The following is a 15,160-nucleotide window of genomic DNA, read 5'->3' as shown; positions in this document are numbered from 1 at the left end:
AAAAAGCATCATGGGAGAAGTAATTGTCATTACATCAGGAAAAGGCGGCGTCGGAAAGACAACGACAACAGCAAATATCGGAATCGGCTTATCAAAGCTTGGCAAAAAAGTGATCGTGATTGACACCGATCTCGGTCTTCGGAATCTAGATGTCGTATTAGGATTGGAAAACAGGATTATTTATAATATCGTAGATGTGATCAACGGTAATTGCCGGTTGAAACAAGCCTTGATAAAAGACAGCCAGTTTCCGGAACTTTGTCTGCTTCCGTCTGCGCAGACAAAAGATAAATCGGCCGTTTCCCCGGAACAAATGAAAAAACTGATCGAAGAAATTCGAGGAGATTTTGATTATATTCTGCTTGATTGCCCTGCCGGCATTGAACAAGGTTTTCAAAACGCAATCGCAGGAGCGGAGCATGCCATCGTCGTAACAACACCGGAAGTTTCCGCAATTCGAGACGCAGACCGGATCATCGGACTTTTAGAAGCGTCAGGCATTCGAAAGACCGATCTTTTGATCAACCGTCTGAGGATCGATATGGTAAAACGAGGAGATATGATGTCCGTTGATGACGTCACGGAAATCCTTGCCGTTGATCTTTTAGGTGTAATCCCTGATGATGAACAGGTTGTCATTGCCACAAACAGGGGAGAAGCGGTTGCAGGAGAAGACTGTTTGGCAGGCAGATCCTATATGGACATCTGCCGCAGACTGACAGGTGAAGAAGTCCCGATCAATGATTACTCAAAATCGGAAGGATTCTTCGGAAAGATTGCGGAATTTTTCCACAGAAATCAGGAGGGAACCCGATGAGCGTCCATTCTGTTTCGATTGCAAAAGAACGTCTGAAAAATCTGCTGATTGCAGATCGGATGCATTGTACGGCAGACGTAACGGAACAAATGAAAAATGATTTATATCATGCGGTTTCAAAATATACGGAAATTAATCCGGAACATTTTTCAATCGATATCACGCGTAACGATATACATATAAAATACATGGGAGAAGATCGTTGAAATTTTTAATCAATCATATCAAACAACAATATCATATAAAAGATTACAAATTCGGACTTATTATCTCGGTTCTTGCAATTTCCGTGATCGGCATTATGATGGTCGGAAGTGCAAAACCGGATCTTATGACAAAACAGATCATGGGCGTGATCCTTGGATTTGGGGCGATGATCGTCATTTCTCTGATCGATTATAAATGGATCATGAATTTTTACTGGCCGCTCTATATTTTGAATCTGCTTCTCCTGATTGCGGTAAAGATCCCGGGATTAGGACATTCGGCAAACGGCGCCCAGAGATGGTTGAATCTTGGTTTCATGCAGCTTCAGCCTTCTGATCTTACGAAAATATTGCTTATCATTTTCTTTGCCAGATTTTTTTCTGACAGAGAACTGAAAATCAGCAGTCCGAAAGTGATCATTCAGGCAGTAGCCCTGCTTGTTCCTTCACTTGCTCTTATTGTAACGCAGCCGAACCTTTCCACAACAATTTGTATTGCAGCGCTTTTTTGTGCCCTCATTTTTTTAGCAGGACTCAATTACAAATTTGTCGGAACGGTTCTTGCAATAACAATTCCAACCGTCGCAATCTTTCTCGCAGTTGCGGTACAGCCGGATCAGCCTTTTCTTCATGGTTATCAGCAAGATCGTATTCTTGCATGGCTGGAACCAGAAAAATATGCGGATGACGAATCATATCAGCAGTTGAATTCTGTTATGGCGATTGGTTCAGGACAGCTTTCGGGTAAAGGATATAATAACGATGCGACTACGTCAGTTAAAAACGGAAATTTTGTATCCGAACCTCAAACAGATTTTATTTTTGCAATTATTGGAGAAGAATTAGGTTTTGTGGGTTGTTGTGTGGTCATATTTTTGTTATTATTAATTGTAATACAATGTATCTTAGTAGGTTTGAAGGCGAAAGATTTGGGAGGACAAATTATCTGCGGTGGTGTTGCCGCACTGATCGGTATTCAAAGTTTCATCAATATCAGTGTGACTACTTTGATTCTTCCAAACACAGGACTTTCGCTCCCGTTTGTCAGTTATGGACTTACATCAGTGGTATGTTTTTTCCTTGGCATCGGGCTTGTACTAAATGTCGGATTACAGCCTAATAAGTATCAGTAAGGAGATTGACAATTATGAATATTGGACTGATCGCGCATGACGCAAAGAAAAAATTAATGCAGAATTTTTGTATCGCTTACCGCGGAATATTAAGCAAACATAATTTGTATGCAACGGAAACAACCGGAGCTTTAATTGAAAGTGTTACGAATTTGAACATTCATAAGTTCCTTCCCGGGCATCTCGGAGGAATCCAACAGCTTTCTTCACAGATTGAGGGCAATCAGATTGATCTGTTTATCTTTTTCACGGATCCTCTTACCCCGCGTCTGCACGAACGCAATGTAAGCAACATTATAAAAATGTGTGATATGTACAACATTCCGGCTGCTACCAATATCGCAACCGCAGAAGCTCTTATACTCGCTCTTGACAGAGGTGATTTAGACTGGCGGGAGATGTACAAATAACACACAGAAGATTAAAAAATGGCAGGATTAAAATGAACAAAAATTATTATATAGACGACAAAAGCAGACGCAAAAGATCCGCTTCGCAAAAAAGAAGACGACGCAGAAGGCGAACCTCTTCGAAAATAGCAGCTCTTCTAATCTGTTTTGTGCTGATGATCGGCGTCGGGATTGTCGGCTTTGTTTTGTGGCAGGAATATTCGCAGAATTATATACAACAATACGAGTATGCCGAATATAATAAAGAACTGATTTCCGGTGAACTGTTTGCTGAAGACCTTTGTGTTGCGGCACAAGATGTATCTCTGGACGGAATAGAAACAGATCCTTCGCTTCATGGAGCCGGACTATTTGATCTTACAAATTCAGATGTAAAATATGGCTATAAAATGTTCGATCAATTATATCCGGCAAGTACGACGAAAATCATGACAGCATATTTGGCATTAAAGTATGGCAATTTAGACGATGTCGTTACAATGAGCGCTGATTCTACGAATTTTAATTGGGATGAATCTACCTGCGGTCTTGCAGAAGGTGATTCTCTCACACTATATGATCTTGTATGTGGGCTGATGCTCCAATCCGGAAACGACTGTGCAGCAGCAATCGCCGAACATATTTCGGGCAGTCAGGAAGCATTTGCAGAGAAAATGAACGCCGAAGCGAAACAGCTTGGCGCAACCGGAACTCATTTTGTAAATCCTCACGGACTTCATGACGAAGAGCATTATACAACTGCATATGATCTGTATCTGATGTTTGAGGCAGCCTTGGAAGACCAGACGTTTCTTGACATCATTTCCATGAAATCATATACTGCATCTGTCACATCAGCAGACGGAACTGTCTACACAGCGGACTGGTCTGCAACAAATTATTATTCAAACGGAACAACGACGCCTCCTGACGGAATCCATGTATATGGCGGCAAGACTGGAACAACCGATCAGGCAGGAAATTGTGTGATTTTATATGAGAAAAATGCGGCTGGAAATCCATATATCTCTGTTATCATGGGAGCTTCCGACAAACCGCTTCTCTATGAAGAAATGAATGAATTATTAATGAAAGGTATGAAATAAAAGAAATACAACACCCTGTAAATATGAAATTACCGTTTTTGTTTTGGCAGCTTCATTTTACAGGGTGTCATTTTTTGCAATGTCGACAAGCCTAAGTCCGAGCTTGCCCGAGACCTTGGTGGCCGCTTGCAATCCCCAAATGTGCCTTTTGGCACTTCCGGTGATTTATTCAGACATAGATCTGATTCTGCCAAACAGACTGATTAAATATAAACCGCATAAACCCACTATCGTGTAGATGATCCGGGAAAGCCAGCTCATATTACCACACAGAAATGCCACAAGATCAAATCTGAATACCCCAATCAGCAGCCAGTTGACAGCACCTATAATAACGAGCGTCAGAGCTGTATTGTCAAACCATTTCATGTTATTTCCTCCTTTACCATCTCAATATTTTTTATTATGTCCGTAAAAAGTGGAAATATACAAAAAAAAATGATATACTAGCAACGCTAGAAAAAATGCAGGAGGTGTATCCTGAATTGACATCCAAAAAAAATAATTCAGTCAATATAAAAAAGTATAAAACAAAAAGAGAATTAAATCTCGGGATCTTTCTTTTTGCAATCGTATTTATATACTTACTCGTGACGATTGTTTTATATTTTACCGGTGACAGAATTTCTGTTTATGAAGTAAGAGAGGGCAGCATTGTAAAAGATAATTCGTATACCGGTCTTATTATTCGTAACGAGATGACAGTAAATGCCGAATCTTCCGGTTATGTCAGTTATTACCAGGCTGAAAACAGCAAGATCAAACGCGGCATGAATGTCTATGCTGTTTCTCCTGAAAAACTTGATACAACTTCCGGAACGAGTTCTGCACAGGAAAACAGTACAAACGGGCAGTCGATCATGGTAAACCCTGAAGTCCGTTCTGCTATTACTTTGCAGACACAGAATTTTGTAGAAGGATATGATTCGAATGAATTTAACTCTGTATATTCATTGAGATCAGAAATTACTACCGCGCTGCAAAACGAATTCAGCGCGACCCGCACCGAACAGCTTGACGCTGTAATTGCCGCAAGCGGACTGTCGGTATCTTCTTATGCCGCACAACAGGACGGAATTATCGCCTTCTCGATTGACGGATACGAAGATTTGACAGTAGATACATTTACTCCGTCAGATTTTGATAAGACAAAATACGAAGTATCCGCCTTATCCGACCAGACAAAAATCCAAGCCGGAGAGCCGGTATATCGGATGATCACAAGTGAAGACTGGTCTGTTATCGTTCCGTTTACGAAAGAGACGGCGGTAAAACTAAAACATGAAAATGTCTCCGGTATGAAAGTACGAATAGATAAAGACAGCGAAACACTTTGGGGAAAGCTTACTATTGTCGAACGTCAGGGGAATTATTACGGACAGCTTGATTTCGATAATTCTATGATCCGTTATGCAGAAGAACGATTTCTAAATGTTGAATTGATCATGGAAGATGAAAGTGGACTGAAAATTCCAAAATCATCTGTAGTAAATGAGAAATTTTATGTAATTCCAAAAGAATACCTGACAACCGGAGGAAACAGCAGCGCTAACGGTGTGATGCTCGCAAAAGAAAATGGAAGTACTGTTTTTCATACAGTAAATATCTATGATATTTCTGAAAATGGAGACGTCTGTATCAGCAAAAATGATTTGAAAGAAGGCAGTATTTTAGTAAAACCGGAATCTTCTGATACATTTACCGTTGGAAAAACAAAGAATCTGCAGGGTGTATATAATATTAATAAAGGATATGCCGTATTTAAAAAAGTAAGCGTTCTCTGTGAGAATGATGAATATTATATCGTAAAAGAAGGAGAGTCATATGGCCTTTCCAACTACGATCACATTGTACAGGAAGGCGCAGGTATCAACTCAGACGATGTTGTGTTTCAATAGGGACAGTTTTTGAGAACACTGTTTTGTTCATCTGATTTTCAAATTATCAAATAAGGAGTGATAAAATGCTAAAAGAAAATTTATCCGAAGTAGAAGAGCGGATACAGGCAGCATGTGAAAGAGCTGGAAGAAAACGAGATGAAGTTACACTGATTGCCGTCAGTAAGACAAAACCGCCGCACATGCTTCAGGAAGCGTACGATCTCGGAGTTCGCGTCTTCGGAGAAAACAAAGTGCAGGAAATCCGTGAAAAATATGAAATCTTACCGCAAGACATTCAATGGCATATGATCGGGCATCTTCAGACAAACAAAGTAAAATATATCATCGATAAAGTAAAACTGATCCATTCTGTTGACTCCTTAAAATTAGGCGAGACGATCGAAAAGGAAGCTGCGAAACAAAATCGGATCATGGATATTTTATTAGAAGTGAACGTGGCGCAGGAGAGCAGTAAATTTGGATTAAAAACAGAAGAAGTAATTCCTCTTATGGAAAAATTTTCACAATTACCGCATTTAAGAGTAAAAGGTCTTATGACGATCGCACCATTTGTCGAAAATCCAGAAGAAAACCGTGCAATTTTTGCAGATTTACATAAATTATATGTTGACATTAAGGAAAAAAACATTGATAATGGTACTGTGAGCATACTTTCAATGGGGATGACCAATGATTATGAAGTTGCCATTGAAGAAGGCGCAACTATGGTTCGTATCGGAACCGGAATCTTTGGTGCCAGAAATTACAATATCTGATGTAAGATCTGGAAAGAAGGTATGACATGGCAGAAGAAATGTCCAACAGAATAACTGTAGTCTTTTGCTATGAAAATAATAAAATTGCGCAAGTGATACAGCGCAAGATAGGAGTGTAAAAAATGGGTGTATTTGATAAATTTCTGGACATTATGAAACTGAATGAAGAGGATTATGATGACGATTTTTATGATGAAGAGGATGAATATTTCGACGATGAAGAATTCGAAGAAAAAGCTCCTCGCCGTTCTTTGTTCGGAAAGAAAAATACGAAAGAAGAATCCTTTGACGATTTTGATATGGAAGAGGAGAAGAAATTTCAGCCTGCTTCCTCAAACAAGGTGACTCCAATGAGACATCCTGCAGCCAGAAAGGGTGGTAATATGGAAGTTTGTGTTGTAAAACCAAGTTCTGTTGATGATTCAAGAGAGATTACAGAGACATTATTGTCTGGACGTACTGTTATCTTAAATCTTGAAGGTATGGATCTTGAACTTGCACAGCGTATTATTGATTTTATTTCAGGCGCTACATTTGCAATTAACGGAAATCTTCAGAAAATTTCGAACTACATATTCCTCGTAACACCGACAAATGTAGATATTTCAGGAGATTTGCAAGATCTTCTCGGCGGTTCTATGGAAACTCCGAGTGTGAAAGGAAGATATTAATTCGGACATGGGAAACAGTACTCTTGAAAAAGATAAATATCTTCTTGAAAAACGGTTCATGGAGTTATCCCGGACTGCATACCAAAGAGATATTATAACTTACTCCGATTTTCTGAATTTAAACGAACAAAATATACTTCATACACTGCCGAAAGACAAATGGTTTTCACAAATCATTACTTTCGGCGGGTATGACATGGCAGAGCGTCAGATGGCTGCGTTTATCCCTGATGCTCTTTATTTGCGTTACGGAGAAAAAGAAGGCACAGTTCCGCCTTATCCGTTTAAAATGATTCAGATCCTTCCTTTGAATCGTAAATTTTCAGAAGATCTCACTCACAGAGATTATTTGGGGGCAGTTCTGAATTTGGGAATTGATCGAGTGAAAATCGGCGATATTCTTATGCAAAACAGTACAGCGCTTCTCTTTGTTCATAATGACGTCGCTGCTTTTATATGTGAAGAACTGACCCGGATCCGTCATACTTCTGTTAAGGCAGAAGAAGTTCCTTTTTTTGATATTCAATATACTCCAAAATACGAAGAAATCAGCGGAACTGTCGCTTCTGTTCGTCTGGACACTTTATTGGCTCTTGCCTTTTCTTCTTCACGGACAAAGCTTACCGGACTGATCGAAGGAGGAAAAGTTTTCGTTAATGGGAAATTGATTACAAGCAATGGATATCAGCCGGAAGAAGGAGATCTGATCTCAGTCCGCGGAATGGGGAAATTTCGTTTTGTAGGAATCGGAAATAAAACGCGGAAAAATCGAATCTATGCGCAGATATATAAATATATTTAGATATGGAGAACACAATGGCTTTAGAAACAGAGAAACAAAATTTTCGTTTATTAAAAAGCTATCTTATAGCAATTTTTGGGATCGGAGCTGCAATTTTTTTCGATCAAATTACAAAATATTTTGCAGCAGCGTATTTAAAAGGCAACCATGCAAAAGTGCTCATAGAAGGCATCTTTGAACTGCAATATCTTGAAAATAGAGGAATGGCATTCGGAATACTCCAAAATAAACAGTTTCTGTTCATCATAGGGGCTTTAGTTATATGCGCAGTTGTCTTTTTTATATATGGAAAGCTCCCTTATGAAAAAAAATATATGCCTCTTCGGATTTGTTCGATTCTGCTGATCGCCGGAGCTATCGGCAACTTAATTGATCGAGTAAGGTTAAATTATGTAATCGATTTTTTCTATTTCAAATTGATTGATTTTCCAATCTTTAACGTAGCTGACTGCTATGTGGTTGCAGCATGTATCACTTTTGCGATTTTAATTTTATTTTATTATAAAGAAGATTCTGATTTTGATTTCCTTCACAAATCAAGACGCGCTTCTTTTGATAAATAAATTAATCTGCAATCTATTTCATATAAAACAGAAAGGTCACATACTATGGAACAGATCAAACTGACAGCCGATTGCAGCGGGGAAAGGATTGACAGATTTTTAAGTGAAAATCTTGAGAACCTTTCCCGTTCTTATATTCAAAAGCTGCTGAAAGACGAAAAAATTACCGTCAATCAAAAATCTGCCAAAGCGAATTACAAAATCAATGAGAACGATGAGATAGATATCCTTATTCCCGATCCTGAAATGTTAGATATTCTTCCTGAAGAAATCCCGCTTGACATTTTATATGAAGATTCTGATATTCTTGTTGTAAACAAACCAAAAGGCATGGTTGTACATCCGGCTCCCGGACATTACAGTCATACTCTTGTCAATGCCGTCATGTATCACTGCGAACACAATCTTTCAGGAATCAACGGAGTTCTTCGCCCTGGAATTGTACACCGGATCGATATGGATACAACTGGATCGCTCCTTATATGCAAAAACGATAAAGCGCATCAGATCATAGCCGATCAGTTGAAAGAACATTCTATTACACGGCGATATCATGCCATCGTTCACGGGAATCTAAAAGAAGATATCGGAACGATCGAGGCGCCGATCGGAAGGCATCCGATCGACCGGAAAAAGATGAGTACAAAAGCGAAAAACGGAAAACCTGCAGTTACACATTATAAAGTTTTGCACCGTTTTTGTAATTATACTTATATCGAATGTGAATTAGAAACAGGACGTACTCATCAGATTCGTGTTCATATGGCAAGCATCGGGCATCCGATCTTAGGAGATCGTTTATATGGACCGTCAAAATCTCCTTTCAAACTTCAAGGACAGACTCTTCACGCCAAAATTCTCGGAGTGATCCATCCTTCCACAGGAAAATATATTGAATTTGACGCCCCGCTTCCTGAATACTTTGAAAAACTTCTTACCCAATTAGAAAAACAATGATTTTAAATCACTTACTTTATAAACTATTGTATTTTCGCTTGTTTTTAGCTATAATACTCATATGCAGTTCGTTTATACATCTGATTTTTATGCATAATCACATATTATTGACGTAAAGGAGAGTGACTTCATATGAAAACAAATACGATCATTACTATCGGAAGAGAATTCGGAAGCGCCGGACGCGAGATTGGAAATCGGGTTGCCGAACAACTTGGAATCAAACTTTATGACAAGGAAATGCTTGCACGCGCCGCAAAAGAAAGCGGTATTTGTGAAGAAATTTTCGAATCTCATGACGAGAAGCCGACAAGCAGTTTTCTCTACTCCCTTGTAATGGATACCTATTCTATGGGATATTCAGGAAATACATATACAGATATGCCGATCAACCATAAAGTTTTTCTTGCACAGTTTGATGCCATAAAAAAAATTGCAGATGAAGGTCCTTGTATCCTCGTCGGAAGATGTGCCGATTATGCGCTCGAGTCTTATAAAAATGTAGTAAGTGTTTTCATTCATGCCGATTTAGACGCAAGAATACGACGTATCGCAAGGATTTATAATCTGACAGATGCAAAAGCGAAAGATATGATTCTTAAAACAGATAAGAAAAGGGCAGGCTATTATAACTATTATACGAATAAAAAGTGGTCCGACTCGAAAAGCTACGAACTTTGTCTTACAAGTTCTGAACTTGGTATAGACGGCACTGCAAAAGCAATTATCGATTATGTAAATCTAAAAGAGAGTATTGCAAAAGAAAGTAAAAAAATCTAATAAATATATAGGATCCTATTTCCCGGAGATGGTAAAATAAATTTTCTTAATTATAAATTTGTTTTATCGTTTTCGGGATTTTTTATTTGATCTGATTATATTCTCTTCTATATGAACCATTATCTTGTATAAAACGATTTCTATAATTGATTTTGTTAGGTATATATAGTATTATAAAAATAATAGGGAAATTTTATAGAAAATGACGAAAAGGAGCTGGGGGAAGCTTATGAAAAAATTCAAACAATTTAAAATCCGCCAAACAATTTTGAGCATTTTGCTCATAGCAGCTTTGATCCTGCCGCTGTGCAGCGGGATCGGTATTCGTGCGGAAGCAAAGGAAAAGGAAACAAACGTTTATAAAATTTATCCGATTCCTCAATCTGTAGTTTACGAAAACGGAGAATTCGCTATGTCAGATACAGTCAATGTTATATATGAAGATGACATTGACGAAGCAACAAAGAAATTTCTGGAAGAAGTGATAACAAACTACGGAAAAACTGTTGTACAGGCAGAAGATATTGCAGATGGGGAAACTACGATCCTTTTAGGAACAAACGGTTCTTCCGGGAAAGCAAGCGACTATGTCGATAAGAATGTAACAATTAAAACAGACGATTTGTTTTCTAAGACAGATTCATATGTGCTCAGCGCCAAAGACAACGTCATCTCCATTGTAGGAAAAGACAGCGACAGCACATTTTACGGCGTTGCCACATTGCAAATGATGCTGAAATCTTATGATTCTCCACAACTTCGCAATGTGCAGATCGAAGATTTTGCAGGCATAGAATATCGTGGATTTATTGAAGGATTCTATGGCGGATGGGATTATAAATCAAGAGAGAGTCTGATGCGGTTCGCTCGTGATGTAAAAATGAACAATTATGTTTATGCATCAAAAACAGATCCATATCATACGAATAAATGGGGCGAACTTTATCCGCAAAATGAGATTGATCAAATCAGAGAACTTGTCAAAGTCGGGGAAGAAACAAAATGCTACTATGCATGGTCCGTGCATATTTCAGGATTTTTTAGCGGTTTAGATACATCAAATGAAACAGCTTACAATGAACGATATGAAAAATTACTTGCCAAATTCCAGCAGCTTTATGATGCTGGCGTCAGAAAATTTGATATTCTGAACGATGACTTTGGAAGCGGCACACATGAAGATGTTGTAAATCTTCTGAATAAATTAACAACTGAATTCATTCAGCCAAAGAACTGTAAACCGATCACTTACTGTATGCAAGGATATAATAAAGGATGGGCAAATGCAGCAGAATTGGAAGCATTAAAAGCACTCGATTCATCCATTATCCTCTATTGGACAGGCGACGATGTAAATTCACCGATTACACAGGAAACTATTAATTATGTATCAGAAAAGACCGGTCACAAAGTTTGTTTCTGGCTGAATTATCCGGTAAACGAACATGCCAAATCAGGAATTTATCTTGGAGATATTACACATTATGCCAGAGACGGTGTCACTGGACTTACAGGCGCCGTATCGAATCCTTCCCGTTTTGCCCAAAGCAATAAGATCGGATTGTTCCAGTTAGCATCTCTATTTTGGAATAATACTGATTATTCCGAACATGCACAAACAATTTGGCAGGATGCTTTCCTCTACGTCGAACCTGAAGTACAGGATGCCTACTTTAAGATTGCAAGCAATGTTGCGAACTGTCCTCACTCTGGTCGCGTACCCCAGGGATTTCCTGAATCCGAATACTTAAAAGAAAAGCTTGAAAGCGTCATGGAGAAGGTCAATACCGGAGAACTCTTAAAAGACGATAAAGAAACTGCTAATCTGCAGGCAGAGTTCGATTCCATTTTAAAAGCGATCGAAACTTTTAATGTTGATTGTAAAAATGAAGATTTGAAATCAGAACTTGCCCCTTGGCTTCACTCCTTAAAAGATATCGTTTCCGGAGCAAAGGCAATCATTGAAAGTGTTATAGCCATTCAGGAAAAAGATACAAATACAGCCTGGGTCAAATTTGCCGCTGCAGGAAAAGCACTGGAAACATGGAATACATATCCGACCGCAGAAGGTGAAACAACAATGGCAGAAGCAGGAAGTAAACGTCTGCATCCATTCGTTTCATCTATGACATTGTGGGCTAAAAACGCATTGACACCACTTTTTGATTCCAACAACACAGATGTCACACCATCTTTCTATGCGGTTTTAGGAGGAGTAAAACAAACAGATGACGCAAACTCAGCCAATCTGTTCGATCAGGATCTGACAACTGCAGGTAAATGGCAGCAAAATCAAAAGACAGGAGACTATTACGGAGTTGATCTCGGCAGAATAATCCCGATAACAGATATTACAATCGTGCAGGGGACAACTGATACCGACCATGATTATTTCCATAACTTTATTTTGGAATATTCCGAAACAGGTTCTGACGGATCTTGGACGGCAATTCAGGAATATAAAGAAACAGATGCTGCACAGCATATTGAAAAATCCGGGTTAGATATAAAAGCCCGCTATATCCGTATCCGTCTTACCAAGACAGGTACAATAACTCCTGCAAAAGAGAATTATTGGACAAATGTACGTGAATTTACTGTTAATAAAAAAGCAGAAGAAGGAGAGCGTATTTATACAAATATCGAAAGTTTAAAAAAGACTCCTCTCCATGTACTCGGAAATGAATTTCGTGTAAAAGATCTGAAAAATATAGAATTAAAACCGAATGAATATATTGGAATCAAAATGACATCTTTGACTTCCGTATCTGCAATTTCATATAAGGCAGACGGACTTGCTGGGGCAAAAATACAATATTCGCTGAACGGAATTGAATGGACGGATGCAGCAGACTTTAACGAACCTCAGATAATGCGTTATATCCGTATTGTGAATCCGACTGAAAAAGCAATTACAGGAACATTGACAAAACTTGGAATTTCGGCAAACAATCTGAAAATCACTCCAACAATGAGTGAGACAAGCTTTACAAATCCGCTCAGAGAAGGTAAGTGGGAATATATGTTTGACGGTGACATTTCAACTTACGCATGGACGAATCAAGGACAAAACAAAGATGACTACATTATCGTAGACTTAGGCGTGTTAACTTCCCTCTATGACGTTACCATCGCCACATGGGACGGAAAAGCACATTTATACGATGCGGATATTCAGATTTCTGCTGATAAAAATAAATGGAGAACAATCGCTTCTGTAAAAGATGACAATACAAAAGTGGAGCCTCCGTGCCGTTATGTCAGAGGAAACGGGGAAGGAGAGCAAGCCAGATATATTCGCATTCTTATAACAGATCAAGTTGCATCGAAATATGATAATCCGTTCCTTCGGATCCACGAAATCGAAGTCAATAAAAATGTAGAAAAAGATATCAGCACGTCACCAGTAATCTCAAGCGCATCCGGCGATTTGGATAAATGTATCGACAAAGATATCTCTACGGTATTTACAACAACGGATTCCGAAGCAGGATGGCTTGAATACAGACTGACTGATCACACAAAACTGAACTCCATTTCCCTCCTGCAAGATGCACAGGAAATCTCTAACGCCTCCGTAAAAGTAAGAACCGGCGTCGATAAATGGGAAGAACTTGGTTCTTTTGATCAGGGAACAAAAACTTTTGATACGTCAAAATACGATCATATTTTTGCAATTCGCTTGGAGTGGACTGACGGAAAAGCGCCTTCTGTTTATGAAATTTATACAGATGAAGATTCCCTGCAAGATACCGATGATATCGGAATTTATGTCGAACATATCATTGACACAGAACCAGATCCGGAAGAACCAGAGCAACCGGAAATTCCCGACTCTGAAAATCTTGCATTAAAACGTCCGGTTGAAGTATCCGGAACAGAACTTAACGGAGATCAGAAAGATTTTGCTGTAGACGGAAATCGGGATACGCGATGGAACAGTAACTATATCAAGGGATCTCAGGCAGACAAAGAGGCTTGGATCATTGTTGATCTTGGAGAAACTACAAATATAATAGAATCTCTTACAGCAGAATATTTTAACCTTGTCTACCCCACAGATTATGAGGTTCTTGTATCAGCAGATAAAGAAAATTGGATTACAGCAAAAACACTCAAGTATGAACCTAACGGCGCAGCACATCCTACTCATGAGATTACACTTGATCAGCCGATCGTCGGAAGATATGTGAAATTGTTATTCCATGAGTTGAACAGCGCCGCTATCGGAAACTGTGTCGGTTTGGAAGAACTTACTATAACCGGAAAAAGAATTTCTTCTGAAACAGAATTGAAAGAATATCTTCCGATCAATGACATTAAAATTGATAAGGGTACTTCTGAAAAAGAACTGAAAAAATTACTTCCATCGCTTATTACAGGAAAACTCGCATTAAAAAACAGCGATAAAACACTGGATCCGGCCTCTCTTTTTGTGAATTGGGATCTTTCAAAATACAATGCCGATCAAGATGCAACACTTGTTTTAAATGGAAATTTAATCGGTGCAGGAAAAGTATCCAATAATGAAATTTCACTGACTCTTATCATTGGAACAGGAGAAACGACTCCTCCTGTCGAGCCGGAAGATCCTGATGTGAAAAAGATCCAGCAGTTAAAACAGGAATTATCTTCCCTGATCGCATCTGCTAAAGAAAAAACGGAATCTGATCAATATACAGATGATTCTGTAGCTGCTCTGAAGAAAGAGATTACAAATGCAGAAACGCTCTTAAGCAATGAGAAACTGACAGTTGAACAGCTCCAACAGCAGATTAATGGCTTAAAGAAAGCAATCGATGGATTGACAAAAAAAGACTCAACAGAAAATCTTACTCCTGATGGTACTGATAAGGATACTAACAATAATAACAATAATAATAATACTAATAATAATCGCATTCCTGATAACAAAAATTCAGCCGTAGAAACAGGAGATAATACGCCAATAATACCATTGCTTTTCTTGTTTATTTGCAGTGGAACATTTCTGATTGTATTCAGAAAAAAGTACTTTATAAAAAATAAGTAATAGAGAAACAAAAAAGAGCACTGGTTCATAACTAATTAAATTGAGTTA

14 protein-coding genes are annotated in these 15,160 nt (G+C 38.6%); 13 read left to right on the top strand and 1 reads right to left on the bottom strand.

All coding sequences use genetic code 11. The features are described 5' to 3' along the window. Window positions 1-10 precede the first annotated feature (10 nt). Genes minD through RCH61_RS05860 form a run of 5 tightly spaced genes read left to right on the top strand, consistent with a single transcriptional unit; the run spans window position 11 to window position 3,651 of the window. The gene (gene minD / locus RCH61_RS05880; RefSeq protein ID WP_178006749.1) at window positions 11-817 is read left to right on the top strand and encodes a septum site-determining protein MinD; all 807 of its coding nucleotides are present in this window, start codon (window positions 11-13) and stop codon (window positions 815-817) included. Next, window positions 814-1,023 carry a cell division topological specificity factor MinE gene (locus tag RCH61_RS05875; RefSeq protein WP_178006747.1) on the top strand — a complete coding sequence of 70 codons (210 nt, stop codon included), beginning with the start codon at window positions 814-816 and terminating at the stop codon, window positions 1,021-1,023. The genes minD and RCH61_RS05875 overlap by 4 nt, the downstream gene beginning before the upstream one ends. Then, on the top strand, window positions 1,020-2,156 hold the full coding sequence (locus RCH61_RS05870) for an FtsW/RodA/SpoVE family cell cycle protein (RefSeq protein WP_306480127.1): 1,137 nt from the start codon (window positions 1,020-1,022) through the stop codon (window positions 2,154-2,156). Before RCH61_RS05875 ends, RCH61_RS05870 begins: the two co-directional genes overlap by 4 nt. 14 nt (window positions 2,157-2,170) lie before the next feature. Next, window positions 2,171-2,566 (top strand): methylglyoxal synthase, encoded by a 396-nt coding sequence (locus tag RCH61_RS05865; protein WP_306480126.1) that lies wholly within the window; start codon window positions 2,171-2,173, stop codon window positions 2,564-2,566. A 32-nt stretch (window positions 2,567-2,598) separates the two neighbouring features. Then, window positions 2,599-3,651, top strand: a complete 1,053-nt coding sequence (locus RCH61_RS05860; protein ID WP_306480125.1) for a D-alanyl-D-alanine carboxypeptidase family protein — start codon at window positions 2,599-2,601, stop codon at window positions 3,649-3,651. Window positions 3,652-3,816: 165 nt separating this feature from the next. Here RCH61_RS05860 and RCH61_RS05855 read toward each other — a convergent pair whose 3' ends face one another. Then, entirely contained in the window at window positions 3,817-4,020 is a 204-nt protein-coding gene (locus RCH61_RS05855) for a DUF378 domain-containing protein (RefSeq protein WP_306480124.1), read from the bottom strand. A 116-nt stretch (window positions 4,021-4,136) separates the two neighbouring features. Here RCH61_RS05855 and RCH61_RS05850 point away from each other — a divergent pair, with 116 nt between their 5' ends. From RCH61_RS05850 to RCH61_RS05815, 8 genes are all read left to right on the top strand, one after another. Next, the gene (locus RCH61_RS05850) at window positions 4,137-5,549 is read left to right on the top strand and encodes an HlyD family efflux transporter periplasmic adaptor subunit (RefSeq protein ID WP_306480123.1); all 1,413 of its coding nucleotides are present in this window, start codon (window positions 4,137-4,139) and stop codon (window positions 5,547-5,549) included. A 65-nt stretch (window positions 5,550-5,614) separates the two neighbouring features. Beyond that, a complete protein-coding gene (locus RCH61_RS05845) occupies window positions 5,615-6,307 on the top strand; it encodes a YggS family pyridoxal phosphate-dependent enzyme (RefSeq protein ID WP_306480122.1) in 693 nt (230 codons plus the stop codon). A gap of 122 nt (window positions 6,308-6,429) precedes the next feature. Then, a complete protein-coding gene (locus RCH61_RS05840) occupies window positions 6,430-6,978 on the top strand; it encodes a cell division protein SepF (RefSeq protein WP_306480121.1) in 549 nt (182 codons plus the stop codon). Between the two features lie 7 nt (window positions 6,979-6,985). Continuing rightward, entirely contained in the window at window positions 6,986-7,780 is a 795-nt protein-coding gene (locus RCH61_RS05835; RefSeq protein ID WP_306480120.1) for a YlmH family RNA-binding protein, read from the top strand. 14 nt (window positions 7,781-7,794) lie between these two features. Further along, the gene (gene lspA, locus RCH61_RS05830) at window positions 7,795-8,343 is read left to right on the top strand and encodes a signal peptidase II (protein ID WP_306480119.1); all 549 of its coding nucleotides are present in this window, start codon (window positions 7,795-7,797) and stop codon (window positions 8,341-8,343) included. Window positions 8,344-8,388: 45 nt separating this feature from the next. Beyond that, a complete protein-coding gene (locus RCH61_RS05825) occupies window positions 8,389-9,300 on the top strand; it encodes an RluA family pseudouridine synthase (RefSeq protein WP_306480118.1) in 912 nt (303 codons plus the stop codon). Between the two features lie 132 nt (window positions 9,301-9,432). Beyond that, window positions 9,433-10,080: a cytidylate kinase-like family protein gene (locus RCH61_RS05820; RefSeq protein WP_306480117.1), complete on the top strand. Its 648-nt coding sequence runs from the start codon at window positions 9,433-9,435 to the stop codon at window positions 10,078-10,080. A 229-nt stretch (window positions 10,081-10,309) separates the two neighbouring features. Further along, complete coding sequence (locus RCH61_RS05815; RefSeq protein ID WP_306480116.1) at window positions 10,310-15,112, top strand: beta-N-acetylglucosaminidase domain-containing protein; 4,803 nt, start codon at window positions 10,310-10,312, stop codon at window positions 15,110-15,112. Window positions 15,113-15,160: the final 48 nt, after the last annotated feature.

Source organism: Mediterraneibacter sp. (assembly GCF_030825015.1).
In the GTDB taxonomy this organism is placed as follows: Bacteria; Bacillota; Clostridia; order Lachnospirales; family Lachnospiraceae; genus Mediterraneibacter.
This window is presented reverse-complemented; position numbering and strand designations above follow the sequence as displayed.

What these genes read in the sequence shown, in the direction of transcription:
- RCH61_RS05845 (WP_306480122.1), top strand. Translation starts at nt 5,615, where the DNA reads ATGCTAAAAGAAAATTTATCCGAAGTAGAAGAGCGGATACAGGCAGCA.
- RCH61_RS05860 (WP_306480125.1), top strand. Translation starts at nt 2,599, where the DNA reads ATGAACAAAAATTATTATATAGACGACAAAAGCAGACGCAAAAGATCC.
- RCH61_RS05825 (WP_306480118.1), top strand. Translation starts at nt 8,389, where the DNA reads ATGGAACAGATCAAACTGACAGCCGATTGCAGCGGGGAAAGGATTGAC.
- RCH61_RS05865 (WP_306480126.1), top strand. Translation starts at nt 2,171, where the DNA reads ATGAATATTGGACTGATCGCGCATGACGCAAAGAAAAAATTAATGCAG.
- RCH61_RS05815 (WP_306480116.1), top strand. Translation starts at nt 10,310, where the DNA reads ATGAAAAAATTCAAACAATTTAAAATCCGCCAAACAATTTTGAGCATT.
- minD (WP_178006749.1), top strand. Translation starts at nt 11, where the DNA reads ATGGGAGAAGTAATTGTCATTACATCAGGAAAAGGCGGCGTCGGAAAG.
- RCH61_RS05875 (WP_178006747.1), top strand. Translation starts at nt 814, where the DNA reads ATGAGCGTCCATTCTGTTTCGATTGCAAAAGAACGTCTGAAAAATCTG.
- lspA (WP_306480119.1), top strand. Translation starts at nt 7,795, where the DNA reads ATGGCTTTAGAAACAGAGAAACAAAATTTTCGTTTATTAAAAAGCTAT.
- RCH61_RS05855 (WP_306480124.1), bottom strand. Translation starts at nt 4,020, where the DNA reads ATGAAATGGTTTGACAATACAGCTCTGACGCTCGTTATTATAGGTGCT.
- RCH61_RS05820 (WP_306480117.1), top strand. Translation starts at nt 9,433, where the DNA reads ATGAAAACAAATACGATCATTACTATCGGAAGAGAATTCGGAAGCGCC.
- RCH61_RS05835 (WP_306480120.1), top strand. Translation starts at nt 6,986, where the DNA reads ATGGGAAACAGTACTCTTGAAAAAGATAAATATCTTCTTGAAAAACGG.
- RCH61_RS05840 (WP_306480121.1), top strand. Translation starts at nt 6,430, where the DNA reads ATGGGTGTATTTGATAAATTTCTGGACATTATGAAACTGAATGAAGAG.